Origin of the sequence: Kitasatospora sp. NPDC088351 (genome assembly GCF_040685575.1) — a bacterium.
Classification (GTDB): Bacteria; Actinomycetota; Actinomycetes; order Streptomycetales; family Streptomycetaceae; genus Kitasatospora.
Genome location: NZ_JBFBIL010000003.1, coordinates 170,823 through 193,981 on the forward strand (window position 1 = coordinate 170,823; position 23,159 = coordinate 193,981).

General features: G+C 73.7%; 20 protein-coding genes. 13 read left to right on the top strand and 7 right to left on the bottom strand.

Annotation, left to right across the window (positions count from 1 at the left end; translation table 11 throughout):
* Nucleotides 1-2: 2 nt before the first annotated feature.
* The 4 genes from atpD (at nucleotide 3) to AB0P06_RS03725 (ending at nucleotide 3,301) form a co-directional block, all read left to right on the top strand.
* On the top strand, nucleotides 3-1,448 hold the full coding sequence (gene atpD, locus AB0P06_RS03710) for a F0F1 ATP synthase subunit beta (RefSeq protein ID WP_363604812.1): 1,446 nt from the start codon (nucleotides 3-5) through the stop codon (nucleotides 1,446-1,448).
* Nucleotides 1,449-1,632: 184 nt separating this feature from the next.
* Nucleotides 1,633-2,016 carry a F0F1 ATP synthase subunit epsilon gene (locus tag AB0P06_RS03715; protein WP_363604814.1) on the top strand — a complete coding sequence of 128 codons (384 nt, stop codon included), beginning with the start codon at nucleotides 1,633-1,635 and terminating at the stop codon, nucleotides 2,014-2,016.
* 151 nt (nucleotides 2,017-2,167) lie between these two features.
* Nucleotides 2,168-2,668, top strand: coding sequence for a DUF2550 domain-containing protein (locus AB0P06_RS03720; RefSeq protein WP_329489620.1), 501 nt, complete (start codon nucleotides 2,168-2,170; stop codon nucleotides 2,666-2,668).
* 60 nt (nucleotides 2,669-2,728) lie between these two features.
* A complete protein-coding gene (locus AB0P06_RS03725) occupies nucleotides 2,729-3,301 on the top strand; it encodes a cob(I)yrinic acid a,c-diamide adenosyltransferase (protein WP_363604815.1) in 573 nt (190 codons plus the stop codon).
* Nucleotides 3,302-3,323: 22 nt separating this feature from the next.
* On the opposite strand, the gene AB0P06_RS03730 is transcribed toward AB0P06_RS03725, so the two are convergent.
* Entirely contained in the window at nucleotides 3,324-3,914 is a 591-nt protein-coding gene (locus AB0P06_RS03730) for a hypothetical protein (RefSeq protein ID WP_363604817.1), read from the bottom strand.
* 157 nt (nucleotides 3,915-4,071) lie between these two features.
* On the opposite strand from AB0P06_RS03730, the gene AB0P06_RS03735 reads away from it, so the two are divergent.
* The 5 genes from AB0P06_RS03735 (at nucleotide 4,072) to AB0P06_RS03755 (ending at nucleotide 10,283) form a co-directional block, all read left to right on the top strand.
* Entirely contained in the window at nucleotides 4,072-5,283 is a 1,212-nt protein-coding gene (locus AB0P06_RS03735) for a histidine kinase (RefSeq protein ID WP_363604819.1), read from the top strand.
* Nucleotides 5,280-5,930 (top strand): response regulator transcription factor, encoded by a 651-nt coding sequence (locus AB0P06_RS03740; RefSeq protein WP_363604820.1) that lies wholly within the window; start codon nucleotides 5,280-5,282, stop codon nucleotides 5,928-5,930. Before AB0P06_RS03735 ends, AB0P06_RS03740 begins: the two co-directional genes overlap by 4 nt.
* A gap of 197 nt (nucleotides 5,931-6,127) precedes the next feature.
* Nucleotides 6,128-6,997 (top strand): 3-hydroxyacyl-CoA dehydrogenase family protein, encoded by an 870-nt coding sequence (locus tag AB0P06_RS03745; protein WP_363604822.1) that lies wholly within the window; start codon nucleotides 6,128-6,130, stop codon nucleotides 6,995-6,997.
* Between the two features lie 356 nt (nucleotides 6,998-7,353).
* On the top strand, nucleotides 7,354-7,698 hold the full coding sequence (locus AB0P06_RS03750) for an STAS domain-containing protein (RefSeq protein WP_363604824.1): 345 nt from the start codon (nucleotides 7,354-7,356) through the stop codon (nucleotides 7,696-7,698).
* A gap of 284 nt (nucleotides 7,699-7,982) precedes the next feature.
* Entirely contained in the window at nucleotides 7,983-10,283 is a 2,301-nt protein-coding gene (locus AB0P06_RS03755; RefSeq protein ID WP_363604826.1) for an ATP-binding protein, read from the top strand.
* A gap of 26 nt (nucleotides 10,284-10,309) precedes the next feature.
* On the opposite strand, the gene nucS is transcribed toward AB0P06_RS03755, so the two are convergent.
* Entirely contained in the window at nucleotides 10,310-10,969 is a 660-nt protein-coding gene (nucS, locus tag AB0P06_RS03760) for an endonuclease NucS (RefSeq protein WP_363604827.1), read from the bottom strand.
* A 474-nt stretch (nucleotides 10,970-11,443) separates the two neighbouring features.
* On the opposite strand from nucS, the gene AB0P06_RS03765 reads away from it, so the two are divergent.
* Nucleotides 11,444-11,836, top strand: coding sequence for an SCO5389 family protein (locus AB0P06_RS03765; RefSeq protein ID WP_363604828.1), 393 nt, complete (start codon nucleotides 11,444-11,446; stop codon nucleotides 11,834-11,836).
* A 135-nt stretch (nucleotides 11,837-11,971) separates the two neighbouring features.
* On the opposite strand, the gene AB0P06_RS03770 is transcribed toward AB0P06_RS03765, so the two are convergent.
* Nucleotides 11,972-13,282: an LLM class flavin-dependent oxidoreductase gene (locus AB0P06_RS03770; RefSeq protein ID WP_363604829.1), complete on the bottom strand. Its 1,311-nt coding sequence runs from the start codon at nucleotides 13,280-13,282 to the stop codon at nucleotides 11,972-11,974.
* 227 nt (nucleotides 13,283-13,509) lie between these two features.
* Between AB0P06_RS03770 and AB0P06_RS03775 the strand changes: the two genes are divergently transcribed.
* Nucleotides 13,510-13,833, top strand: coding sequence for an ATP/GTP-binding protein (locus tag AB0P06_RS03775; RefSeq protein ID WP_363604831.1), 324 nt, complete (start codon nucleotides 13,510-13,512; stop codon nucleotides 13,831-13,833).
* Between the two features lie 42 nt (nucleotides 13,834-13,875).
* On the opposite strand, the gene AB0P06_RS03780 is transcribed toward AB0P06_RS03775, so the two are convergent.
* Together AB0P06_RS03780 and AB0P06_RS03785 are read right to left on the bottom strand one after the other, a co-directional pair.
* A complete protein-coding gene (locus tag AB0P06_RS03780) occupies nucleotides 13,876-14,643 on the bottom strand; it encodes an ABC transporter permease subunit (RefSeq protein WP_363604832.1) in 768 nt (255 codons plus the stop codon).
* Nucleotide 14,644: 1 nt separating this feature from the next.
* Nucleotides 14,645-15,652 carry an ATP-binding cassette domain-containing protein gene (locus AB0P06_RS03785; RefSeq protein WP_363604834.1) on the bottom strand — a complete coding sequence of 336 codons (1,008 nt, stop codon included), beginning with the start codon at nucleotides 15,650-15,652 and terminating at the stop codon, nucleotides 14,645-14,647.
* Nucleotides 15,653-15,744: 92 nt separating this feature from the next.
* On the opposite strand from AB0P06_RS03785, the gene AB0P06_RS03790 reads away from it, so the two are divergent.
* Together AB0P06_RS03790 and AB0P06_RS03795 are read left to right on the top strand one after the other, a co-directional pair.
* The gene (locus AB0P06_RS03790) at nucleotides 15,745-16,539 is read left to right on the top strand and encodes an alpha/beta hydrolase (RefSeq protein WP_363604836.1); all 795 of its coding nucleotides are present in this window, start codon (nucleotides 15,745-15,747) and stop codon (nucleotides 16,537-16,539) included.
* Nucleotides 16,536-16,847 carry a hypothetical protein gene (locus tag AB0P06_RS03795; protein ID WP_363604838.1) on the top strand — a complete coding sequence of 104 codons (312 nt, stop codon included), beginning with the start codon at nucleotides 16,536-16,538 and terminating at the stop codon, nucleotides 16,845-16,847. Before AB0P06_RS03790 ends, AB0P06_RS03795 begins: the two co-directional genes overlap by 4 nt.
* A 196-nt stretch (nucleotides 16,848-17,043) precedes the next feature.
* On the opposite strand, the gene AB0P06_RS03800 is transcribed toward AB0P06_RS03795, so the two are convergent.
* On the bottom strand, nucleotides 17,044-17,973 hold the full coding sequence (locus AB0P06_RS03800; RefSeq protein WP_363604839.1) for a cellulose-binding protein: 930 nt from the start codon (nucleotides 17,971-17,973) through the stop codon (nucleotides 17,044-17,046).
* Between the two features lie 107 nt (nucleotides 17,974-18,080).
* Entirely contained in the window at nucleotides 18,081-22,763 is a 4,683-nt protein-coding gene (locus tag AB0P06_RS03805; RefSeq protein ID WP_363604841.1) for a hypothetical protein, read from the bottom strand.
* Nucleotides 22,764-23,159 lie beyond the last annotated feature (396 nt).

Sequence of the window (23,159 nt, forward strand, 5' to 3'; positions counted from 1 at the left end):
GAATGACCACCACTGTTGAGCCGACCACGGCGACGGGCCGCGTCGCGCGGGTCATCGGCCCGGTCGTCGACGTGGAGTTCCCCGTCGACGCGATTCCGGACATGTTCAACGCCCTGCACGTCGAGGTGGACAACCCCGACGGCACGGGCAAGAAGACCCTGACCCTCGAGGTCGCCCAGCACCTCGGCGACGGCGTGGTCCGCGGCATCTCGATGCAGCCGACCGACGGTCTCGTCCGTGGCGCGCAGGTCTCCGACACCGGTTCGGCGATCTCCGTCCCGGTCGGCCAGATCACCAAGGGTAAGGTCTTCAACGCCCTCGGTGAGGTGCTGAACGTCGACAAGGCCGAGTTCGAGTCGCAGGTGGAGGTCCGCTGGCCGATCCACCGCAAGGCCCCGGACTTCAAGGACCTCGAGTCCAAGACCGAGATGTTCGAGACCGGCATCAAGGTCATCGACCTGCTCACCCCGTACGTGACCGGTGGCAAGATCGGTCTGTTCGGTGGTGCCGGTGTCGGTAAGACCGTTCTGATCCAGGAGATGATCTACCGCGTCGCCGAGAACTTCGGTGGTGTGTCGGTCTTCGCCGGTGTCGGTGAGCGTACCCGTGAGGGCAACGACCTGATCGACGAGATGGTCGACTCGGGCGTTCTGGACAAGACCGCGCTGGTCTTCGGCCAGATGGACGAGCCGCCGGGCACCCGTCTGCGCGTCGCGCTCTCCGCGCTGACCATGGCGGAGTACTTCCGTGACGTGGAGCAGCAGGACGTTCTGCTCTTCATCGACAACATCTTCCGGTTCACCCAGGCCGGTTCCGAGGTGTCGACCCTGCTCGGCCGTATGCCCTCCGCGGTGGGTTACCAGCCGAACCTGGCCGACGAGATGGGCCTCCTGCAGGAGCGCATCACCTCGACCCGCGGTCACTCGATCACCTCGATGCAGGCGATCTACGTTCCCGCGGACGACCTGACCGACCCGGCGCCGGCCACCACCTTCGCCCACCTCGACGCGACGACGGTTCTCTCCCGTCCGATCTCCGAGAAGGGCATCTACCCGGCCGTCGACCCGCTGGACTCCACGTCCCGCATCCTGGACCCGCGCTACATCGCGCAGACCCACTACGACACGGCCATCCGCGTCAAGGGGATCCTGCAGAAGTACAAGGACCTCCAGGACATCATCGCGATCCTCGGCATCGACGAGCTGAGCGAGGACGACAAGGTCATCGTCCACCGTGCCCGTCGCATCGAGCGCTTCCTCTCGCAGAACACCTACGTGGCGAAGCAGTTCACCGGCGTCGACGGCTCGACCGTGCCGCTGTCGGAGACCATCGAGGCCTTCAACGCGATCGCGGACGGCAAGTACGACTCGATCCCCGAGCAGGCCTTCTTCATGTGCGGTGGCATCGAGGACCTCGAGAAGAACGCCGCCGAGCTCGCGAAGAAGTAGTCGCGGCCGGTAGCAGCTGAGTGACCGTGAGGGGTGGGCCCCAGCCCTGGGACCCACCCCTCACGTCGCATCGGCTGTGATTCCGGTCAAATCCGGGCCGCCGGTTTCATGCCGGAGGCGCGGGCCCGTTATTCTTACCGAAACTCCCGAGTAATCGGGCGTTGCATGAGCCTAGGAGCCCACGTTGGCTGAGCTGCACGTCGAGCTGGTCGCAGCCGACCGCAAGGTGTGGTCCGGTGCGGCCACCATCGTTGTCGCCCGTACGGCCTCCGGTGACACCGGCATCATGCCGGGTCACACCCCGGTGCTGAGCGTGCTGGAGACCGGCCCGGTCACCATCCGCACGGTGGACGGCGGCACCGTGATCGCCGCGGTGCACGGAGGGTTCATCTCCTTCGCCGACAACAAGCTGTCTCTGCTCGCGGAGATCGCCGAGCTGGCGGACGAGATCGATGTCGCGCGGGCCGAGCGCGCGCTGGAGCAGGCACAGTCCTCCCTGGACGAGCACGCCGAGCGGCGCGCGGAGGTCCGCCTGTTCGCGGCGCGCGGCCTCAAGGCCCACGCCTGAGTCGCACCAGACCCCTCGGTTGAGGGGTCGACCGACGGTCCCGGGGACGCGCGAGCGTGACCCCGGGACTGTCGTCTCAGTTGGTAGGTCAACGCGGTCGCTTGATAGGACCGACATACGGGGAACGCGGGTAGCGAGGAGGTAGGTGAGCATGGTCCTCGCCCTTGTGGTGTGTGCGGCGGTCGTGGCCCTGGGTGTGATCGGCCTCGTGGCATTCGCGGTACGACGCCGGGTGATCCAGCGGGTCGGCGGCACGTTCGACTGCAGTTACCGGCTCAAAATGCCCGCCGACGCCTCGACGCAGCCCGACCTCGACGAGAACGGCAAACCCACCTCGGCCCCGGTCCCACAGACCGATGGCAAGGGGTGGGTTTTTGGTATCGGCCGGTACAGCGGTGACTCGATCGAGTGGTTCCGGGTCTTCTCGTACGCCCCGCGCCCGCGCCGGGTACTGCCCCGCCGGGAGATCGAGGTGCTCGGCCGGCGCTACCCCGAGGGGCAGGAGGAGCTGGCCCTGCTCTCCGGCTCGGTCGTGCTCCGCTGCCTGCACAACGGCGCCCCGCTGGAGCTGGCGATGAGCGACGACGCCCTGACCGGCTTCCTGGCCTGGCTCGAGGCGGCCCCGCCCGGGCAGAGAGTCAACGTCGCGTAGCGACGAGACTCCCCGAGGGAAGGGTTAACGCCGCCTAACCTCGCGGCTAGGCTGGGCCGCATGGTCAATCTGACGCGTATCTACACCCGTACCGGCGACGACGGCACCACCGCGCTGGGTGACATGAGCCGGACCACCAAGACCGATCCGCGCCTGGTCGCGTACGCCGACGCCAACGAGGCGAACGCGGCGATCGGGGTGGCGGTGGCCGCCGGCGCGCTGCCCGAGGACGTGGTGGCGGTGCTCGTCCGGGTGCAGAACGACCTGTTCGACGTGGGGGCGGACCTCTCCACCCCGGTCGTCGAGGACCCGAAGTACCCGCCGCTGCGGGTCCTGCAGTCGTACATCGACCGGCTGGAGACCGACTGCGACCACTATCTGGAGTCGCTGGAGAAGCTGCGCAGCTTCATCCTGCCCGGGGGCACCGCCGGAGCGGCCTATCTGCACCTGGCCTGCACGGTGGTGCGGCGGGCCGAGCGGTCCACCTGGGCGGCGATCGAGGCACACGGCGACACCGTCAACCCGCTGACCGCCAAGTACCTCAACCGGCTCTCCGACCTGCTGTTCATCCTCGCCCGCTCGGCGAACAAGGAGCGCGGCGACGTGCTCTGGGTGCCCGGCGAGAACCGCTGAGCCGGGCCCGGGCCCGCGTGGGCTACTGCTGCTGCGGGACCTTCCAGCCGACCACCAGGCCGTCCTCGACGATGGCGCCGGCCGGTGCCTCCTTGGGCCAGAGCGAGTAGCAGGCGGCCACGATCACGTTGACCACGGCCACGATGCTCAGCCGCAGGTACCAGCCGGTGAAGGTGTCGAACCGGGCGGAGCCGTCGGAGAGCGGGACCAGTGCGGTGATCAGGGCGAGGGTGATGGCGGCGGAGACCACGGTCCGGCCGCAGATCTGCCACTCGTAGCGGGTCCGCTCGGGGCCGTACTTGGGGGAGCGCCGCGGCTTGGGGCCGCCCGCGAAGCGGTACAGGAAGTGCCGGTCGGCCCAGCGGACCAGGGACGGCCCGTAGCCGATCGAGAAACCGGCGTAGCTCGCCGCGAGCGCGTGCGTCCAGCTCGCGGTGGCGCCGCCGCGCAGGTCGAGCACCGTGAGGACGAACAGGGTCAGGTCCACCACGGGCAGGCCGACCAGCAGTACGGTGCTCAGCCGCTGGCGGCGCAGCAGGTAGCGGGTGGCGAGGCCGAGGGCGAGCACGGCCCAGAAGGCCACCTCGGCCGCGACGATGAGGGTGACGATCACGGTGTTCTCCCGGGCTCTCGGCGGTGCCTCCAGCCTTCCGTGCGCGGCCCGGCCCGTCATCGTCGCGGAAGGCGAGCCCGGGCTGCATCCTTCGATGTACGGCGGCTCCTCCCCGCACCGGAGCCGGGCACCCCGCCGGGGGTGATCTGATGGGGCCGTGCGCAGACCCGTCCTCACCCCGCAGCAGGAAGACCGCGCGATCGCCCTCCTCGGGCTGCTCGGCGGCCTGGTGCTGATCGCGTTCCGGGTGTACGAGGAGCCCGCGACCGTCCCCCGCTGGGCGGTGCTGCCGCCGCTGCTGGTGACGGCGGCCCTGGAGCCGTTCCGGCGCCGCCGGCCGGTCCTGACCGTGACGGTCGGCGGGCTGGCCTTCGCCGTGAGCGTCTTCTACGGCGCGCTGCTGGCGACCACCATCATGTACACCGACCTGCTCTACGCGGCGGTGATCTACGGCAGCCGCCGGATGTCGCGCGTCCTGCACCTGAGCGGTGGCGTCTCGGTGCTGGTGCTCAGCACCCTGACGCTGGTCTACACCGACGCCCCGAAGGCGATCGCGGTGATGGTGGTCACCGCGTTGATCTTCCTGGGGCCGGTGTGGACCGGTGACGTCGTGCGCAAGCACCGTCAGGAGGCGGAGAACGAGCGGCTGCGGGCCGAGCAGACCGCGCTGCTCTCCGAGATGGACCGGCGGGAGGCAGTGGGTGCCGAACGGGCCAGAATGGCAAGGGAGTTGCACGACGTGGTGGCCAACCACCTGTCCGCCATCGCGATCCATGCCACCGGCGCGCAGTCGCTGGCCCGCCGTCAGCGGCGGCCCGAGGACGATCCGCTGGTGGCGGCGCTGGCGGTGATCCGGGAGAACAGCGTCCAGGGTTTGGCCGAAATGCGCCGGATGATCGGCCTGTTGCGGGACAGCGGCGGGGGAGCGGTCGACGAGTCCTACACCGCACCCGACCTGGCCGCGGTGGACAGTCTGCTGGCCAAGGCCGGGGCGGCCGGGCAGGACGTCGGGCTGGCCTTCGAGCTGACCGAGCGGGGCGAGCGCGGCGAACTGCCGGCGCCGGTCGGGCTGGCGGCGTACCGGATCGTCCAGGAGTCGCTGACCAACGCGCTCAAGCACGCCGGGCCGGGGACGGTCCGGCTGCTCCTGGAGTTCGGGGCGGACGAGCTGCGGATCGCCGTCGACAGCCCGTACAGCGGTGGCGAGGACCGGCGGCTGCCGGGTGCGCGGGCCGGTCTGGTGGGCATGGCGGAACGGGCCGGGCTGCTCGGCGGCAGCTTCGAGGCGGGCCCGGGCGGAGGGCTCTGGAGCGTGCGCGCGGTGCTGCCGCGCGCACTGGTGACGGAGAAGGGCGAGGGACGGGCATGACGATCCGGGTGCTGGTGGCGGAGGACCAGGCGGCCGTCCGGGCGGCGCTGGTGATGATCCTGCGGGCCGAGCCGGACATCGAGGTGGCCGGGCAGGCCGCCGACGGCGAGGAGGCGGTACGGCTGGCGCTGGAGCTGCGTCCGGACGTCGTCCTGATGGACGTCCAGATGCCCCGGCTGGACGGCGTCTCGGCGACCCGGGAGGTGGTGGCCGCCGGGGCGGCCCAGGTGCTGGTGCTGACCACCTTCGACCTGGACGAGTACGTCTACGGCGCGCTGCGGGCCGGCGCAGCCGGGTTCCTGCTGAAGGACCTGGAGGCGGACACCCTGGTCGAGGGCATCCGCACGGTGGCGCGGGGGGACGGCATGCTGGCGCCCTCGGTGACCCGGCGGCTGATCGGCACCTTCACCCGCCCGGAGCGGACGGTGGGGCCCGACGTACGGGCGCTGGTGGCCGGGCTGACGCCGCGCGAGCGCGAGGTGCTGGCCTGTGTCGGCGCGGGGCTGTCCAACGGCGAGATCGCGGGCCGGCTGGAGATGGCGGAGGCGACCACCAAGACGCATGTCAGCCGGATCCTGGCCAAGCTGCGGCTGCGCAGCCGGGTGCAGGCGGCGATCCTGGCGCAGGACCTCGGGCTGACCGTCTGAGCATCGGACGGTCCTGCCGTCCGACCTTTCGGTGACGGACCGGGTCGGGCACAGATCACACTCTCGATTGGCACCACGGGGCCGTCGCGGGCATTAGAGTCCGCGCATGAGCGACGCGGCTCCAGGTGGGTGATCCCTGCCCTGAGCCGCCTTCAGGGCCCGCCCGCAGGGCGGCGACGGCATCCGGGAGACCAGCCATGAGCAACGCGTCCAGCCAGCAGATCGCCGTGATCGGGGCCGGCCTGATGGGGGCCGGCATCGCCCAGGTCTCCGCGCAGGCCGGGCACCCGGTCGTGCTGCGGGACGTCACCGAGGAGGCGCTGCAGCGCGGTCTCGCGGGCATCCGCGCCTCGTACGACAAGTTCGTCGCCAAGGGGAGGCTCAGCGCCGAGGACGCCGAGGCGGCGCTCGGCCGGATCACCACCACCACCGACCTGGGCGCCGTCGCCGAGGCCGACATCGTGGTCGAGGCGGTCTTCGAGCAGCTGGACGTCAAGGAGGGCGTCTTCAGGGAGCTCGACAAGCTCGCCAAGGACGGCGCGGTGCTGGCCTCCAACACCTCCGCCATCCCGATCACCCGGATCGCCGCCGCCACCCGGCGCCCCGAGTCGGTCGTCGGCGTGCACTTCTTCTCGCCGGTGCCGCTGATGAAGCTGGTCGAGCTGGTGCGCGGCTACAAGACCAGCGACGAGACGCTGGCCGCCGCCCGGGCCTTCGCCGAGGGCGTCGGCAAGGACGTCGTCGTCGTCAACCGCGACGTGGCCGGCTTCGTCACCACCCGTCTGATCACCGCGCTGGTCGTCGAGGCCGCCAAGCTGTACGAGTCGGGCGTCGCCACCGCCGAGGACATCGACACCGCCTGCCGGCTCGGTTTCGGCCACCCGATGGGCCCGCTGGAGACCGCGGACCTCACCGGCGTCGACATCCTGCTGCACGCCGCCCGCAACATCTACGCCGAGACCCAGGACGAGAAGTTCGCCCCGCCGGAGATCATGGCCCGCATGGTCACCGCCGGTGACCTGGGCCGCAAGAGCGGCCGGGGCTTCTACCCGCACCCGGGCGCGTGAGCTCCGCAGACGAATGGCCGGGGCGGCCGCGCGGTCGTGGCACCGCGTGGCAGGCCCGGCCGGAGCCGGGTGAGTTTCCTCACGCCGGTGCCGCAGACGGGTGATTTGGGCGGGAATCGAGCGTAGGTATGGAGACTTACTGCGTATATTCCCTCGGACGAGTGAAGTTGACTCAGATCTGGCCTGAACCAGCAACCTGTGGTGCTGGTTCGCCGTCAGATCAGGGGGAACCCGGCATTCCGGCCGGGCCCGGGCGCGGGGCTACAGGCCCGCCCGGATGGACACCCCGCCTCCAGGCCCGGCGCGGCCGGGGCGGAACGACCCGGTACCAGGATTGCCAGGCCGAGGAGGAGAGCATGCGCATCACCGGCGACCAGACGGCGCTGGCCATCGAAGGCCGCCTCGACGTGCGCACCGCCGCCGACGCGCGGGCCCGGCTGCACCAGGCCGTCGACGGCGGCCGGGGCGACCTCGTGCTCGACCTCGCCCGGCTGGAGTTCTGGGACGCGACCGGTCTCGGCGTGATCATGGGCACCCACCGGCGGGCCGGCCGGATCGGCCGCCGGCTCGTCCTGCGCTCCGTCCCGGCCCAGCTCCAGCGGCTGCTGGTGGCCACCCGGCTGCACCGCATCCTCGCCGTGGACGGTGTCGTCGCCGAGCCGCTCGGTGCCACCCTGCCCGCGCTGGGGCCGGTGCTGTAGGGCCCGTCCGGGAGGTCCCGCCGGGCGTGCGCGGCGCATCGCCGGACCGGCCCTCCGCCCGCTCCGCCCGCCTCGCCGGGACGGCCCGGTGCCCGGGGCGGGACCGCCCTGCACCAGCGGGCGCGGATGTGCAAGAGTCTGCCCTCAGGAAGACGGCCGCCGGGGCCAGGTCCGGCTCCCCAGCCTTCGGCCGGGAGCCGCCCCGACCCGTACGCGGCCGTACGCAGTCGTCGGCCGGTCGGCGTGGGGCGCCGGACGGCCGGGCATGGGGCGGGGAGCAGAACGTGGGACAGCCATCCGGTGAGTTCCGGCAGGAGGCCGTGCGCATCCGGGGCGGTGAGCTGGTCTCCGGCGGCCTGCTGGTGAGCGTCGGCACCCCGGACGGCTCCGAGGCACGGCCCTGCCCCGAGGAGTGGCGGCCCCGCCCCCGCCGGATCGGGCGTACCGAGCCCGCCCGCGGCCCGGTCGGCGGCCCGGGCCGCGCGGTCGGACCGCTCGCCCTCGGCGCCGGGCCCGCCGACCTGCCGCTGCTCGACCGCGAGGCCGACACGGCCCGGCTGCTCGCCCTGCTCGCCGAGGGCCGCTCGATACGCCTGGTCGGCCAGGCCGGCTCGGGCCGCAGCGCCCTGCTGTCCGCCGTGGCCGAGGCGGCCGGCGACCTCGCCCCCGGCGGCGTCGTCCAGCTCTGCGGCCACCGCCGCACCGCCGCCGATCTGCTCCAGGACCTCTTCGCGGCCACCCACCACGCCCCCGGCTACCGGCCGGATCCGGGCACGCTCGCCGAGCACCTCGCCCAGGTCGGCGCGGTGGTGGTGATCGACGAGGTCGAACCGGCTGGGCCCGAGCTGGAGCGGCTGCTCGCCGCCGCCCCCGACTGCGCCTTCCTGATCTCCGTCGCCCCCGACGGCCCGGTCCTGCCGCCCGGCTCCCGGCTCCAGGACCACCTCGTCGCCGGGCTCTCCCGGTCCGCCTGTCTCGGGCTCGCCGCCCGGCTGGCCGGCCGGCCGCTGGACGAGACCGAGAAGGCCTGGGCGGTCGACCTCTGGTTCGAGTCCGAGGGCCTGCCGCTGCGCTTCGTCCAGGCCGCCGCGCTGCTGCGCCAGCGGGACGTCGCGGTGGACGCGCTGGTCGCGGCCGAGGAGGACCGGCTGGACGTCTTCGGCGCGGTCCGGGAGCCCGTCCACGACCCCGACCCCGCGGTCCGCGAAGGCGCGCTGCGCCGGACCGTCCCGCTGCCGTCCGTCGCCGAGAGCGCCTCACCCGCCGTCCGGCTCGCCGAGGGGCTGAGCGAGCCCGCACAGGCCGTGCTGCGCCTCGCCGTCGCGCTCGGCGGCGAGTGCCCGACCGCGCCGCACCTGCCCGCGCTGATCGACGTCGGCCAGGGCGAGAACGCGCTGCACGAACTCGCCGACGCCGGGCTCGCGGTGTCCATCGGCGGCCACCACCGGCTGACCGCGGGCGCGCTCGAACTCCTCGCCCCGCACTGGCCGGCCCGCGACAGCGTGGACGGCGCCGCCCAGCACTTCGCCTGGTGGGTCGGGCACAGCTCGGTCTCCACCGAACAGATCGCCGCCGAGGCGGAGGTGGTGATCGGCGCGCTGCTGGCCGACCGGGCCGCCGGCCGGACGGCCTCGGTGCTGCGGCTGGCCCGGGCCGCCGCCCCCGCGCTGGCGCTGGCGCTGCGCTGGGGGGCCTGGGAGCGTGCGCTCGAGCTGGGCCTGGAGGCCGCCCGCCGGGCCGGCTCACAGGCCGACGAGGCCTGGTTCCACCACGAGTTGGGCGTGTACGCGATCTGTGCCCGGGAGCCTGCCAGGGCGGTGGCCGAGCTGGAGGCCGCGCTCGCCCTGCGGGCCGCTCTCGGTGAGCAGCGCGGGGTCGTCGCCGCCGGCCGGATGCTCGACCTGCTGCGCGCCGACGGCCGCCGGCTGCCGGCCGCCGAGCCGTCCGGCCCGGCGCCCGTGCGGCGCCCCGGCATCAGGTCGATAGCCCAGGTGCCCTGGCGGTTCAAGACCACCCCCGGCACGGCCGGCCACAAGCGGCGCACCGTGGTCGCCGCCTCGGCGGCCGTGCTCGCGCTCGGGGTGCTCGGCACGGCGGTCGCGCTGAGCGTCGCCGGCCCGGAGGAGCACAAGGGCACCGATCCGCACAGCAGCACCGACGACGGTTCCGGCCTGCCCGGCACCCCGGTCCTGCCGCGCTCCGGCACCAGCCCCCGTCCGACCGCCTCCGGCGGCACCGACGTACCGGGCGACCCGGGCGAATCGGGGGAGCCGGCGACGGCGGACCGGACGAGCCCCACGCCGTCGGCGACCACCACTACGCCGTCGCACTCGCCGTCCACGACGAAGAAGCCCACCAGGTCGCCGAGCGCGACGGAGGAGAGCCCGCAGCCGCCGGCCTCCGGAGCGCCGCCGCAGCCGCCGGTGGTTCCGCCGGCGCAGCCACCGAGCCAGCCATCGGGCCGGCCGACCGTGCCGGCGAGTACCCCTCCGTCGGACCCGCCGACGAGCGCGGTACCCACGACGCCGTCCGGGTCGGCCTCACCGCCGACCGGAACCCCCTCGCCGCCCGGGACGCCCCGGTAGGGACCGGTGGGGTGGGGAACAGCCGGTCAGAACAGCTTCAGCTTGTCGTCGTCGATGCCGCGCAGCCCGTCGTAGTCCAGCACCACGCAGCCGATGCCCCGGTCGGTGGCCAGCACCCGGGCCTGGGGCTTGATCTCCTGCGCGGCGAAGACGCCCTTCACCGGGGCGAGCAGCGGATCCCGGTTGAGCAGCTCCAGGTAGCGGGTGAGCTGCTCGACGCCGTCGATCTCGCCGCGCCGCTTGATCTCGACGGCGACGGTCGCCCCGTCCGCGTCGCGGCAGAGGATGTCGACCGGGCCGATGGCGGTCGGGTACTCGCGGCGGATCAGTGACCAGCCGGTGCCGAGCACCTCCATCCGGTCCGCCAGCAGCTCCTGGAGATGCGCTTCGACACCGTCCTTGATCAGACCCGGGTCGACCCCGAGTTCGTGGGACGAGTCGTGCAGCACCTCCTCCAGCGTGATGATGAGCTTCTCACCGGCCTTGTTCACCACCGTCCAGATCCCGTCGGCCTCCTTGAGAGCGCACGGCGGGGACATCCAGTTGAGCGGCTTGTAGGCGCGGTCGTCGGCGTGGATGCTGACGCTGCCGTCGGCCTTGACCAGGATGAGCCTGGTGGCGGAGGGCAGATGGGCGGAGAGCCGACCGGCATAGTCGACTGAGCAGCGGGCAATTACGAGACGCACGGTCGACCACGCTAGCCCACCGGGGCCAGTTGATGCGATTCCGCGACGCCCGGGTGAAGAAAGCACGAACCCCGCGAACATGGAGGCCCGGCGGTCCGAGGACTGCCCGCCGCGCTCTGGCGCTCACACCCATGGGCCGCTACCGTGTGTGACGGCATGCTTGCGGGAGCGCTGTCAACGGGGACGGAGACTTCAGATGAACGATCCGACGGGATCTGGCCAATCTGGTGCACCGAGGCGTATTTCCGGAGGAATCCGCAGGAATAACCGGCTGGGCCCACCGTTGGCTGCCACGCTGTTCTGAGCGGTCGGCGCCCTCGACACGTCCTGCGGCGCCGCCGCCCTCGCACGGTGCCGGAAACAGCCGTTCGACGGTGTTCCGGACATCACGCGCGATTCGCCCACCCTCACCCTCAGCTTGGACTACGCATCACCACCCGGGCGCCGCGCGGGTGGACCGCGAGAGGAGAATCCATGTCGCTCGACGTCTCACCGGCCCTGCTGGAGAAGGCCGAGCGGGGCGAGGTCGACGAGCGGGAATTCGTCGACTGCGTCCGCGTCTCCCTGCCGTACGCCTGGGAGTTGATCAGCTCGCTGGTCGCCCAGGCGAAGGTCGACGGCACCGACTTCGCCGACAACCAGGTACCGCCGCCCGGCGAGCAGGCCCGCGGCCAGCTCCTCCGGGCCCTCGCCAGTGATGCCATCCGGGGTGCCCTGCAGCGGCACTTCGGCGTCCGGCTGGCCTTTCAGAACTGTCACCGGGTGGCGGTGTTCCTGCCCTCGGACGCCAACGAGGCGCGGTTCGACCGTTTCACCTCCGTCCGGGAACAGCTGCTCAACCAGTCCGAGGAACTCCGGGACTGCTGACCGGCCGCCGGGCCGTGTCGGAACGCCACCGGGCCGCTCCGCCTCCTGACCGGAGGAGGGGCGGCCCGGGCCGTTCGACGGCCTCCCCACCGGCCCCCGCCGGCCCCCGTGTCCGCACCGCCCGTCGGGCACCGGTCAGCCGAGCTGCGGCAGCACTTCGGAGCCGAGCCGGGCGATGTTGTGCAGCGTCGCGTCGCGGTCGCCGCTGCCCTCGGCCAGCAGCGCGAAGCGGCGGATGCCCGTCCGCTCGGCGGTGGCCAGCAGCCGGTCGGCGCACTGCTTCGGCGTACCCACCGCGTGCAGGTCGCAGAGCAGCTCGGTGTACTCGCGCGGGTCGCGCATCTTGCGTTCCCGTCCGTCGACCGTCCGGTGTGCCCCGAGCCCGTACTCGAACCAGCCGGGCATCGCGCGCAGCAGGGTGGCCCGGGCGGCCGAGGTGCGGTCCTCGACCTGGGCCACGCCGGCCGCGACATGCTGGCGGCCGACCCGGCGCAGCTGCTCCTCGCCGCGCCCGGCGGCCAGCCAGGCGGTCCGGTACAGCTCCAGCATGCGCAGCTTGTCCTCGTCGCCGGAGTGCATGCCCAGCAGCATCGGCAGGCCGCGTTCGGCGGCGAGCCTGACCCCGCCGGGTGAGGTGCAGGCGACCACCACCGGCGGGCCGGCCACCGGCCGCCCGCTGCTGCCGAGCTCCCCGTCGGGGCCGTCGGCGTCCTTGCGCTGGCGCGGGAACCGCAGCAGCCCGGCCTGATCGCCGAGGCCCAGCCAGGATCCGAGGCCGGGGCGGCGGGGCGGCTCGGCGGCCCGGGGCACCACGGCCACCTCGGGGAAGCTGAACTGCGGGCCGTCCGCGCCCACCCGGGAGCCGCGCAGCCACCGCAGCAGCAGGTCGAGCCGCTCCGGGAAGCCCTGCTCGAAGGCGTCGACGCCGCCGCCGAAGACGTCCAGGTCGATCCAGGGCCCGCCGCGGCCCACCCCGAGCGTGAACCGCCCCTCCGAGGTGAGGTGCAGCAGCGCGGCCTGCTCGCCGAGCGTCACCGGGTGGGCGGTGGAGAGCACACTGACCGCCGTGCCGATGCCGATCCGGCGGGTGCGGCCGAGCAGCAGCGCGGCGAGCGTGGCGGCGTTCGGGCAGACCCCGTACGGGACGAAGTGGTGCTCGGCGAGCCAGACGCTGTCCAGGCCCGCGCGCTCGGCCTCGACGGCGGCCCGGACGGTGCGGTCCAGCGCCTCGCCGTGGGTCTGCCCGGGGAACTGCGCCGAGAGCAGGAACGCGCCGACCCGTACCGGCGCGGTGTCCGCGGGAAGTACGGCGGCCCGCTGGGGGGTGGGCAGCGGGGTGTCGGACACGGCCGTCACCCCGGCGGCGGACGTCAGCGCGGGGCCGGGGGCGGGCGGCCGGACCCCGACGGGCCGACGGGTCGTGGCTCGGGGGCTGGTCTTGGTCATCGGTGGGCCTCCTCGGGTGCGCGCAGGGTCTGCGGGCCCCGCCTGTCCCCTCGTGAGTAGCCCATGTCATGTGCCAATGGCACGCTGAACCCTGAATTTCTCTGGAGAACGGGTGGATATCACCGGAAACACCGAAGTGCCGGACGATGCCGTGATAGGGGCCCGGGGGAGGAGTTCCCGGCCGTAGGCTGGAACGGTTTCGAACCCCCGCAGAGAGGTAGCCAGACGTGTCGCCCCGCCGCAACCGGATCAAGAGCGCAGCCGACCGCGAGGCCTCGGAGCCGGCCGCCCCGCTCGGCGGCTCGCTGCGCCGCACGGAGACCTACCAGGGCGACGAGTGGGTGGTGCAGACGGTGGCCGGGACGGCCGGCCGCTACTACCGCTGCCCTGGCTGCGACCAGGAGATCCCGCCGGGCGTCGGCCACGTGGTGGCCTGGCCGGCGCACGGTGCCGGGGTGGACGACCGCCGGCACTGGCACCGGGCCTGCTGGGGCGCCCGCGACCGCCGGGCCTCCAACGTCCAGCGAGGCCGCGGCGCCCCGCGGTACTGAGACCGGCGGGGCGCCGCGTCGGGGCCCGGGAGACCGGGGGGCTCAGGCGTCGCGGTTCTTCAGCACCAGCGCCCCGCCGACCAGCGCGGCCAGCGTCCAGGCCAGGCAGATCAGGAAGCCGGCCCAGGGACCGTACGGCTGGCCGTGCTGCTCGTAGACCAGCATCATCCGCGAACCCGAGTAGTCGGGGAAGTAGTGGGCGAGCGTGCTGACCTTCGGCACCGCCGAGAGGATCGGCGAGAGCAGGAAGAAGAACGGCACCAGCACGCCCAGGGCCAGCGTCTGGTTGTGCAGCATCGCGGTGACGCCGGCCGAGAAGAGACAGAGCATCGTCAGATAGAGCGCCGCGCCGAACACCGCGCGCAGCACGTGCGGTTCGCCGAGGCCGGTGGAGTGGTCGCCGAGCAGCGCCTGGCCGGCGAAGAACGTGAGGAACGCGGTGACCAGCGAGACCGCCAGGGCCAGCGTGCCGAGGACCACCGCCTTGCCGGTGAGCAGGGTGCCGCGCTGGGGGACGGCGGCCAGGGTGACCCTGATCATCCCGCTGCTGTACTCGTTGCCGACCGCCAGCACCCCGAAGACGATGATGGCGAGCTCGCCGAGGATGATGCCGGAGAAGGCGGTACCGGTCGCGTCGAACGGGGTCTGCTCGTTGCGGTGGAACTCGGTGAAGTTGTTGTTGGTCAGCAGGGACAGCAGCGCGCCGAGGCCGAGGGTGACCACGAAGGTCAGCGCGAGCGTCCAGACCGTGGAGCGGACGCTGCGGATCTTCGTCCACTCGGAGCGCAGGACCGCCGGGAAGGACGCCATCTCAGTTCTCCTCCTGCCGGGCCGGCACGGTCTTCCGCGCCGCGCCGTCGTCGTGCCACCGGGCGCCCCAGGCGCCGGGCGCGCCGGCCGCGTCGAAGCCCTCGCCGGCCCCGGCGTGGTACTCCACGGAGTCGGCCGTCATCTGCATGAACGCGTCCTCCAGTGAGGCCTGCTGGGGGCTGAGCTCGTGCAGCACCACGCCGTGGACGGCGGCCAGTTCACCGAGCGCCGCGAGGTTGCCGTCGACCACCTCGTACGAGCCGTCGGGGCCGGGTTCGCCGCGCAGCCCGGCGCCGGCCAGCGCGTCCAGCAGGAGCTCCGGCTGCGGGGTGCGCAGCCGGACGGCGGACCGGGAGTTGCGCCGGATGAACTCGGGCATCGGCAGGTCGGCGAGGAGCCGGCCCCGGCCGATGACGACCAGGTGGTCGGCGGTGACGGCCATCTCGCTCATCAGGTGGGAGGAGACGAAGACGGTCCGGCCCTCGGCGGCGAGGCGCTTCATCAGGTTGCGGATCCAGAGGATGCCCTCCGGGTCGAGCCCGTTGACCGGTTCGTCGAACATCACGATCTCCGGGTCGCCGAGGAGCGCCGAGGCGATGCCCAGGCGCTGGCCCATGCCGAGGGAGAAGCCGCGGGCGCGTTTGCGGGCGACGGAGGTGAGACCGACCAGGCTGAGCACCTCGTCCACCCGGCCGGTCGGGATGCGGTTGCTCTGGGCGAGCCAGAGCAGGTGGTCGCGGGCGGTGCGGCCGGGGTGGACGGCCTTGGCCTCCAGCAGCGCGCCGATGTACTTGAGCGGCTCGCTGAGCTGTCCGTACCGCTTGCCGTCGATGGTGACGCGGCCGGAGGTGGGTCGGTCGAGGTCGAGGATCATGCGCATCGTGGTGGACTTGCCCGCGCCGTTGGGGCCGAGGAAGCCGGTGACCACGCCCTGCGGGACCTGGAAGCTCAGCCGGTCGACGGCGAGGGTCGTGCCGTAACGTTTTGTCAGGTCGTGCAACTCGATCATTCGCGCTCCCTTACTCTCCGTCAGGATATGACAAAGCGGACATGGCGGCCCGCTGAGTGGGCCCGCCGGGTACGCCGAACTACGGTGGGCCCATGACCCAGCTCCCCTCCGCATTGTCGGTCCGCGAGAGCGGTACCGGAACACCTCTCGTGCTGCTGCACGCCTTTCCGCACAACGCCTCGATGTGGTCCGCGCAACTGGACGCCCTGCCCGGACTGACCGGCGACGAGGCCCGCGTCCTCGCCCCCGACCAGCGCGGCTTCGGCGGCACCGGGCTGGGCACCGACGAGCCCTCGCTGGACGCCGTCGCCGACGATGTCGCGCTGCTGCTGGACGCGGCCGGCATCGAACGGGCGGTGGTCGGCGGGCTCTCGATGGGCGGGTACGTGGCGCTGGCCTTCGCCCGCCGCCACCCGCGGCGGCTGGCCGGCCTGCTGCTGGCCAACACCAGGGCCACCGCCGACACCGAGGCGGCCCGGGCCAACCGCGAGCGGATCGCCGCCGCCGTCCTGGCCCGGGACAGCGTCCGGCTGCTGCTCGACGAGCGGACGGCGGCCGGGCAGCTCGGGCCGGACTCCGGGCACCTGGTGGAGCGGGTGGAGGGGATGATCGCGGAGGCGTCACCGGCGGCCGTCGCCTGGGCGCAGCGGGCGATGGCGGCCCGGCCGGACGCCCTGGACGTGCTGGCCGGGGTACGGGTGCCGACCGCCGTGGTGGCGGGGGAGAAGGACGGCCTGACGCCGCTGTCCGAGGCCGAGCTGATGGTCCGGGCCAGGCCGGACGCCGAGCTGACCGTCGTCCCGGGCGTGGGGCACCTGAGCGCGCTGGAGGCGCCGGAGGCGTTCGACGCGGCGGTGCGCAGACTGCTGGCGCGGGTCGCCGGATGAGTGGCGACGCGGCGGGCTGGGACTTCTCGGCGCTGGAGGTGACCGGCCGGATGCCCGTCACCAACCGCGGCGAGGCGCTGGTCGAGCTGACCCTGGAGCCGCTCGGCGAGGACTACTGGATGCGGCCCGGGGAGACGTTCATCGTCACCTCGTACGGGGACTACGGCCCCGGGCACCCCTTCGAGGTGCAGTACTGGCCGGACTCGGTGACGGTCTGGTGCACCTCGTGGTTCGGCACCGTGTCGGACGACGAGGGCAACCAGCTGAGCAGCGGGTACCAGCGGCCGGACGGCGCGTACCCGCGCTGAGCGCGGTGGCTGTGATGGCCGCGGTGGGCGGGGTGGGCGGGGTGGGCGGGGTGGGCGGGGTGCCGGACGGGCCGGTGCCCCGCCCACCGTGATCCGGCGCGATCCGGCGGACCGGCCGGGGCCGGGCGGGCGGCGGGACTGGCGGGGAACCAGAACAGGCCCCCACCCGGGCGGGTGAGGGCCTGTCGGTGATGCGTCAGCGCGACTGCTGGGCGGGCACGCCCATGCTGTCGTCGTTCGGCAGCGAGGCGGCGGCCACGGCCGCGCCGGTCAGCGTCGCCAGCATCTCGCGGACGTTGGTCAGCTGGGCGTTGATGCTGTCGCGGCGGTTGGTGAGCGCCGCCAGCTCGCGCTCGGATTCGCTGCGGATCCGGTCGGCCTTGGCGTTGGCGTCGGCCACGATGTCCTCGGACTGGCGCTGGGCCGTCTCGACGGTCTGGCGGGCGCGGCGCTCGGCGTCGGTGCGCAGCTTCTCGGCCTCCAGGCGCAGCTGCTCGGCCCGGTGCTCGATCTCGGCGAGGCGCTTCTCGGCCTTGGCCTGACGGGCGGCCAGGTCGCGCTCGGACTGCTCGCGGCGCTTGGCCAGGTTGGTCTCGAACTCCAGCGCGGCCTGGGCGGCCTTGGTGCGGGTCTCCTCGAAGAGGGCGTCCGCCTCCTCGCGCTTGTTCTGGGCGTCCTTGTTGGCCTCGGCGCGCAGCTGGGCGCTGTCGCTCTTGGCCTTGTCGACGATCCGCAGACCCTCGTCCTCCGCCTTGGCCTTGCGGTCCTTGGCGTAGTTCTCGGCCTCGCTGCGCACCTGCTGGGAGGCCGCCTCGGCCAGCTCGCGGTGCTGCTCGGCGGCGCGGTGCGCCTCCTCGCGCAGGTCCTTGGCCTCCTCCTCGGCGAGCCGCAGGATCTTCTCGACCCGGGCGCCGAGACCGGCGTAGGAGGGCTCCGTCTCCGTGACCGCCGCCTGGGCGGTCTGGGTCTCGAGGTGGAGCTCCTCGATGCGCTTCTCCAGCGCACTGATCCGGGTCAAGGCACTGTCACGGTCGGCCACCAGCTTGGTGATCCGCTCGTCGACCTGGGCGCGCTCGTACCCACGGCGCACCAGGTCGAAGCCGTGAGGGGAGTGACTGTCGCTCATGGGGTTCTGGGCTTCCTGTCGTCAAACCGCTGAGGTGGTTGAGGGAATCCTGACACGTTACCGGAGTGTCGTCGGCGAAATGCCGTTGCATCGCGGAGAATGTCCGCTCAATCGGGTGGTGCGCCACCGGAGCGATTGCCACCCGACCGGGGGGCGCCCACTCCGGCACCGGCCTTGGCACCCCCGTCCTTCTTGTTGCTGCTTCCCCCGTTGGTCTGTGCGACCGGTGACGGCGCCTCGAACGCCTCCAGCGCGGACAGCACGTCCTGCACCCTGGAGATCTCGGTGTTGATGTCCTTGCGGCGCCGCACCAGTTCGTCCAGCTCGCGCCGGCCCTCGCCGGTGACCCGCTTCGCCTCGGCCCGGGCCTCGGTGAGGAGCCGCTCGGCCTCCGCCTTCGCCAGCTCGATCTGCTCGTCCGCGGTCTCGTCGGCGGCCCGCAGCCGCTTCTCCGCCTCGGTCGAGGCGGCTTCGACCCGCTCCTCCGCGTCGTCCTGGGCGGACTTCAGCTTGGCCTCGGCCTTGACGATCAGGGCCTCGGCGCGGCTGGTGGAGTCGGCGAGCTTGGTCTCGGCCTCCTTCAGCAGGCCCTCCGCCTTGCGGACGGCCGAGATCCGGACCTTGCTGGCCTCGGCGGACGCCTGCGAGGTCAGCTCGTTGGCGCGCTCCTCGGCGGCCGCGACCAGCGCCGCCGCCCGGTCCTCGGCCTCGGCGACGGTGGCCACCGCCTGCTCCTCGGCCTCGGTCAGCTGCTCCTGAGCGGCCGTCACCAGGGCGTCCACCCGCTCGCCGGCCGACTTCATCGCCTGCGCGTTCTCCTTGCGGGCGCGCTCGTGCAGCGCCTCGACCTCGGCGTCGGTGCGCTCGCGCAGCTCCTCGGCGCGCTCGCGGATCGCGGTGGCGTCCCGGCGGGCCTCGGAGAGCAGCGCGTCGGCGTCCGCCCGGCCCTTCTCGACCTCGTTCTGGCCGGCCGCCTCGCCGGCGGCGACCAGCCGGTCGGCCTCCTTGCGAGCGGCAGCGACCATCGCGTCCGCCTGCTCCTCGGCGGCGGCGGTGGTGGCCAGTGCGGTGGTCTGGGCGTCCTCGCCGAGTGCCTCGGCGTCCGCGAAGGCCTTCTCCAGAACGGAGTTGGCCTGGTCCCGGGTGGCCCGGTCGAACTGCTCGGCGGCCTCGCGGGTGTCGGCGTCGTAGGCGTCGGCCCGGGCGTGGGTGGCGGTGTCGTAGTCGTCCGCGAGGGTCCGGGTGGCCAGCGCGTACTCCTCGGCCTCCGCCCGTAGCGAGGCGGCGAACTCCTCCGCCTCGGCGATCGTGGCGGCGGCCCGCTCCTCGGCGGCGGCCACCGTCCGGGCGGCCAGCGCCTCGGACTCGGCGCGCTGCTGGTCGGCGGCCTCCTGGGCGGCGCGCAACTCGGCCTCGGCGTCGGCGCGCAGCTGTTCGTCGTAGGCCTGGGCCTCGACGCGCTGGTGGGCCAGTTCGGACTCGACCGCCTCGCGTTCGGCGGCCAGCTCCAGCGCGGTCTGCTCGCGCAGCGCGGCCACCTCGGCGGCGGTCCTGGCCCGCAGATCGGTGGTCTCCCGCTCGGCGAGGGCGCGCTGCTCGGCGGTCTCGCGGTCGGCCAGGGCCCGCTGCTCGGCGGTCTCCTGGTCGGCGGCCTCGTGCAGCTCGGCGACGGCGCGGTCGGTCCGCTCGCGGAGTTCGGTGGTCTCCCGCTCCGCCAGTGCCCGCAGTTCGGTGGTCTCGCGGTCGGCGGTGTCGCGCAGCTCGGCGGCGTCCTGCTCGGCCCGGTCGCGGACCTCGGTGGCCTCCCGCTCGGCGGTGGCCCGCTGCTCGGCGATCTGCTGCGAGGCGGCCTCGTACATACCGGCCACCGACTGGCGGACCTCGGCGGCCTCGTCCTCGGCGACGGCGACCAGCTCGGCGCCCTCGGCCTTGGCGGCGGCGACGAGCTCCTCGCCGTCGACGCGGGCCTGCTCCAGCACCCCCGCCGCCTCGGTGCGGATGTTCTGGGCGGTGGCGCGGGCCTCGGACAGCTCCCGCCCGGCCTCGGCGCGGACGGTCGAGGCCTGCTCGGCGGCCAGGGCCAGCTCGGCCTCGGCCTTCTCGCGCACCGCCTTCGCCGCGGCCGCGGCCTCGGTCCGCCGCCGCTCGGCGGCGGCCTTGGCGGCCTCCAGGGCCTGTTCGGCCTCGGCCCGGAGGCGGGTGGTCTCCGCGGCGGTCTGCTCGGTGAGTTCGGTGGCGGCCTGTTCGGCTTCGGTGCGGACGCGGGTGGCGTGGGTTTCGGCGGCCTCGCGCTGCGCGGCGGTTTCCGCGGCGGTGCGCTCGGTGAGTTCGGCTGCGGCCTGCTCGGCCTCGGCCCGGAGGCGGGTGGTCTCTGCGGCGGTGTGCTCGGTGAGTTCGGTGGCGGCCTGTTCGGCTTCGGTGCGGACGCGGGTGGCGTGGGTTTCGGCGGCCTCGCGCTGCGCGGCGGTCTCCGCGGCCGTCCGTTCGGTGAGCTCGGCGGCGGCCTGCTCGGCCTGCTCGCGTGCGGCCTTGGCGGCGGCCAGGTGCTCGGCGGTCTCCTCGCGCTCGCGGAGCAGCCCGCCGGAGGCCTCCTCGCGCTCGCGCCGGCTCTCCTCGCGCAGCGCGTCGGCGGCCGCCTCGGCCTCGCCACGGGAGCGGGCCAGCTCGGCGTCGGTCTCGGTGCGCAGCCGCTCGGAGTCGGCCACCGCGGCGTCCAGGACGGCTGCGGCCTCGGCCTGCGCGTCGGCCCGGACGGCCTCGGCCGAGGCGTTCGCCTCGGCGCGCACCCGATGGTCGAACTCGGTTGCCTCGCGGCGCAGTTCGGCGGTCTCGCGCTCGGCGGCGGTCCGGTTCTCGGCGGCCGCTGCCTTGGCGGCGGCCAGCGCGTCCTGGCCCTGCTGCTCGGCGGTGGCGGTGATCTTCTCGGCCTCGGCCCGGGCCCGGGTGAGGGTCTGCTCGGCGCGGCTCTGGGTCTCGGCGGCCTGCTCCTTGGCCTGGGCGCGCAGCCGCTCGATCTCACCGGCCGCACCGGCCCGCAGCTCGTCCGCGTCGGCCTTGGCCCTGGTGAGCAGCTCCTCGGCGCTCTTCGCCGACTCCTCGATCTGCACGACGGCCTGGCGGCGGGCCTCGCCGCGCACCCGGTCGGCCTCGGCGGCCGCCTGGGAGCGCAGCTCCTCGGCCTCGGCGCGCAGCCGGGCGGCCTCGTCCTGCATCTGCTGCACCCGCTCGCGGATGCCGGCGGCGTCGTCCAGCGCGGCGTTCTGGGCCTGCTCGACGGCGGCCTGCGCCTGCTCGCGCAGCCGCTCGGCCTCGGCGGCGGCCTCGGTCCGGATCCGCTCGGCCTCGGTGGCCGCCTCGCTCCGGGCGGTGCCGGCGTCCTGGTCGGCCCGGGCGAGCACCTCCTCGGCCGTCTTGGCGGCCTTGGCGAGGTGGACGGTGGCGTCCTTGGCGCCGGCCGCCCGGCCCTCCTCCTCGGCCTCGGCGCGCAGCTGTGCGGCGGCGGCCTCGGCCTGGGCCCGCAGCTCCGCGACATCGCGCTCGGCGGTGGCGCGCAGCTCGGCGATGGCGGCCTCGGCCTCGGCCCGCAGCTGGCCGGCCACCGACTCGGCGGTGGCGCGCAGCCGCTCGCTCTCCTCGGCGGCGGCGGCCTTGGCGGCCTCCGCCTCGGCCTTCTTGGTGGCGGCCTCGGCCTTGATGGCCTCGGCTTCCTTGGTGGCGACGGCGACCATCCGGGCGACCTCGGCCCGGGCGGTCTGCGAGCGCTGCTCGTTGGCGGCCTCGCCGTCGGCGACCTTGCGCTCGGCGGCGGCCTCGGCGTCGGCCTGGAGCTGTTCGGCGGCGACCTCGGCCTGGGCCCGCAGTTCGGCGGCCTCCCGGCGGGTGCGTTCGGCCTCGGCGATCGCTTCGGCGCGCAGCCGTTCTATCTCGGCCTGGGCGTGGGCGAGCTCCTGCTCGGCGCGGGCCTGCTCGGCGGCGGCCTGCTCCTTGAGCCGGCCGATCTCGGCCTGGGCGGAGGCGAGCTGCTGTCCGGCGGCGGCGTGGGCGCCGGCCAGCTGCTGCTGGGCCTCGCCGCGCGCGGCGTTGACGTCCGCGGCGGCCTGGGCGCTGGCCTGCTGGGCCTGCTCGGAGGCGGCGCGCAGCAGTCGCTGGGCGTCGCTCTGGGCCCGCTGGAGGGCGGCCTCGGCGGCGGCCTGGGCCTCGCCGCGGGCGGCGTCCACGTCGGCGGCGGTCTGGGCGCGGGCCTGGTCGGCGAGGGCGGTGGCCTCGGCCCGGGCGGCGGCCATCATCCGCTCGGACTCGGCGCGGGCCTCCTGGAGCAGGCGCTGGGCCTCCTGCTCGGTGCCGGCCCGGGTCTGCTCGGCCCAGTTGACGTTCTCGTTGACGTGCTGCTCGGCGCTGCGGCGCAGCTCGGCGAGCTCCTCCTCGAGCTGGCGGCGGCGGGCGGTGAGCTCGGCCTCCAGCCGGGCGGTGCGCTCGGCGGCCTCGGCCATCAGCCGCTGGGTGGCCGCCTGGGAGTCGCGCAGCTGCCGTTCGGCGTCGGCGCGCAGCTGCTGGGCCTGCATCTCGGCGGTGCGGAGCATCTGCTCGGCCTGGCCGGAAACGGCGTCGAAGGCGCGCGGCTGGGCGAGCATGCGACGGGACTCGTGCAGCTTGGCCCGGAGCACCTCCACCTGGTAGGCGAGGTCCTCGGCATGCTCGACTGACTTGTCCCGCTCCTTGCGAGTCCGATCCATCTCGGCCTCGAACTGGGAGAGGTGATCGTCAACCTCGTAGCGGTCGTAGCCCCGCACTCCGCGGTCCCATCCATCTCCTGGTCGCGTCCTCGACCCGGCCGGTTCGGGTTCCCGCTTGTCCGGGGCCCGGTCCGACTGGTCCTTGCATCCGCAGCCGGTGGACGGCCCCCTCTGGTCGGGGGCGTCCGCCACGGTCGTCGGAGCCCTGGCCGTGGAAGCGCGGTGGTTCCGCGTTCCCCCGTCCGAGTGGACTCCTGGGCGAACTCTTGCCTTGTGGAGAATATGGTGACAGATCCGAACTGAGACTGTTCAGCCGTGCCCGCGTAATGGACTCCCCTGCGACGGGCCGGCCACCCCGGGGGCGGACGGCCTGTCATCGGCCGTGCTCGTCGTCCCCGTCCCCCGGAGTCTTCGCGCACTCGGGCATTGTAGTGGGAGCGCCCAGTGGGGGAA

Excerpts from the sequence above, each read along its gene's own strand:
- AB0P06_RS03725 (WP_363604815.1), top strand. The coding sequence starts at position 2,729 with ATGGTCAATCTGACGCGTATCTACACCCGTACCGGCGACGACGGCACC.
- AB0P06_RS03795 (WP_363604838.1), top strand. The coding sequence starts at position 16,536 with ATGAGTGGCGACGCGGCGGGCTGGGACTTCTCGGCGCTGGAGGTGACC.
- AB0P06_RS03780 (WP_363604832.1), bottom strand. The coding sequence starts at position 14,643 with ATGGCGTCCTTCCCGGCGGTCCTGCGCTCCGAGTGGACGAAGATCCGC.
- AB0P06_RS03720 (WP_329489620.1), top strand. The coding sequence starts at position 2,168 with ATGGTCCTCGCCCTTGTGGTGTGTGCGGCGGTCGTGGCCCTGGGTGTG.
- AB0P06_RS03770 (WP_363604829.1), bottom strand. The coding sequence starts at position 13,282 with ATGACCAAGACCAGCCCCCGAGCCACGACCCGTCGGCCCGTCGGGGTC.
- atpD (WP_363604812.1), top strand. The coding sequence starts at position 3 with ATGACCACCACTGTTGAGCCGACCACGGCGACGGGCCGCGTCGCGCGG.
- AB0P06_RS03745 (WP_363604822.1), top strand. The coding sequence starts at position 6,128 with ATGAGCAACGCGTCCAGCCAGCAGATCGCCGTGATCGGGGCCGGCCTG.
- AB0P06_RS03750 (WP_363604824.1), top strand. The coding sequence starts at position 7,354 with ATGCGCATCACCGGCGACCAGACGGCGCTGGCCATCGAAGGCCGCCTC.
- AB0P06_RS03740 (WP_363604820.1), top strand. The coding sequence starts at position 5,280 with ATGACGATCCGGGTGCTGGTGGCGGAGGACCAGGCGGCCGTCCGGGCG.
- AB0P06_RS03765 (WP_363604828.1), top strand. The coding sequence starts at position 11,444 with ATGTCGCTCGACGTCTCACCGGCCCTGCTGGAGAAGGCCGAGCGGGGC.
- AB0P06_RS03785 (WP_363604834.1), bottom strand. The coding sequence starts at position 15,652 with ATGATCGAGTTGCACGACCTGACAAAACGTTACGGCACGACCCTCGCC.
- AB0P06_RS03800 (WP_363604839.1), bottom strand. The coding sequence starts at position 17,973 with ATGAGCGACAGTCACTCCCCTCACGGCTTCGACCTGGTGCGCCGTGGG.
- AB0P06_RS03790 (WP_363604836.1), top strand. The coding sequence starts at position 15,745 with ATGACCCAGCTCCCCTCCGCATTGTCGGTCCGCGAGAGCGGTACCGGA.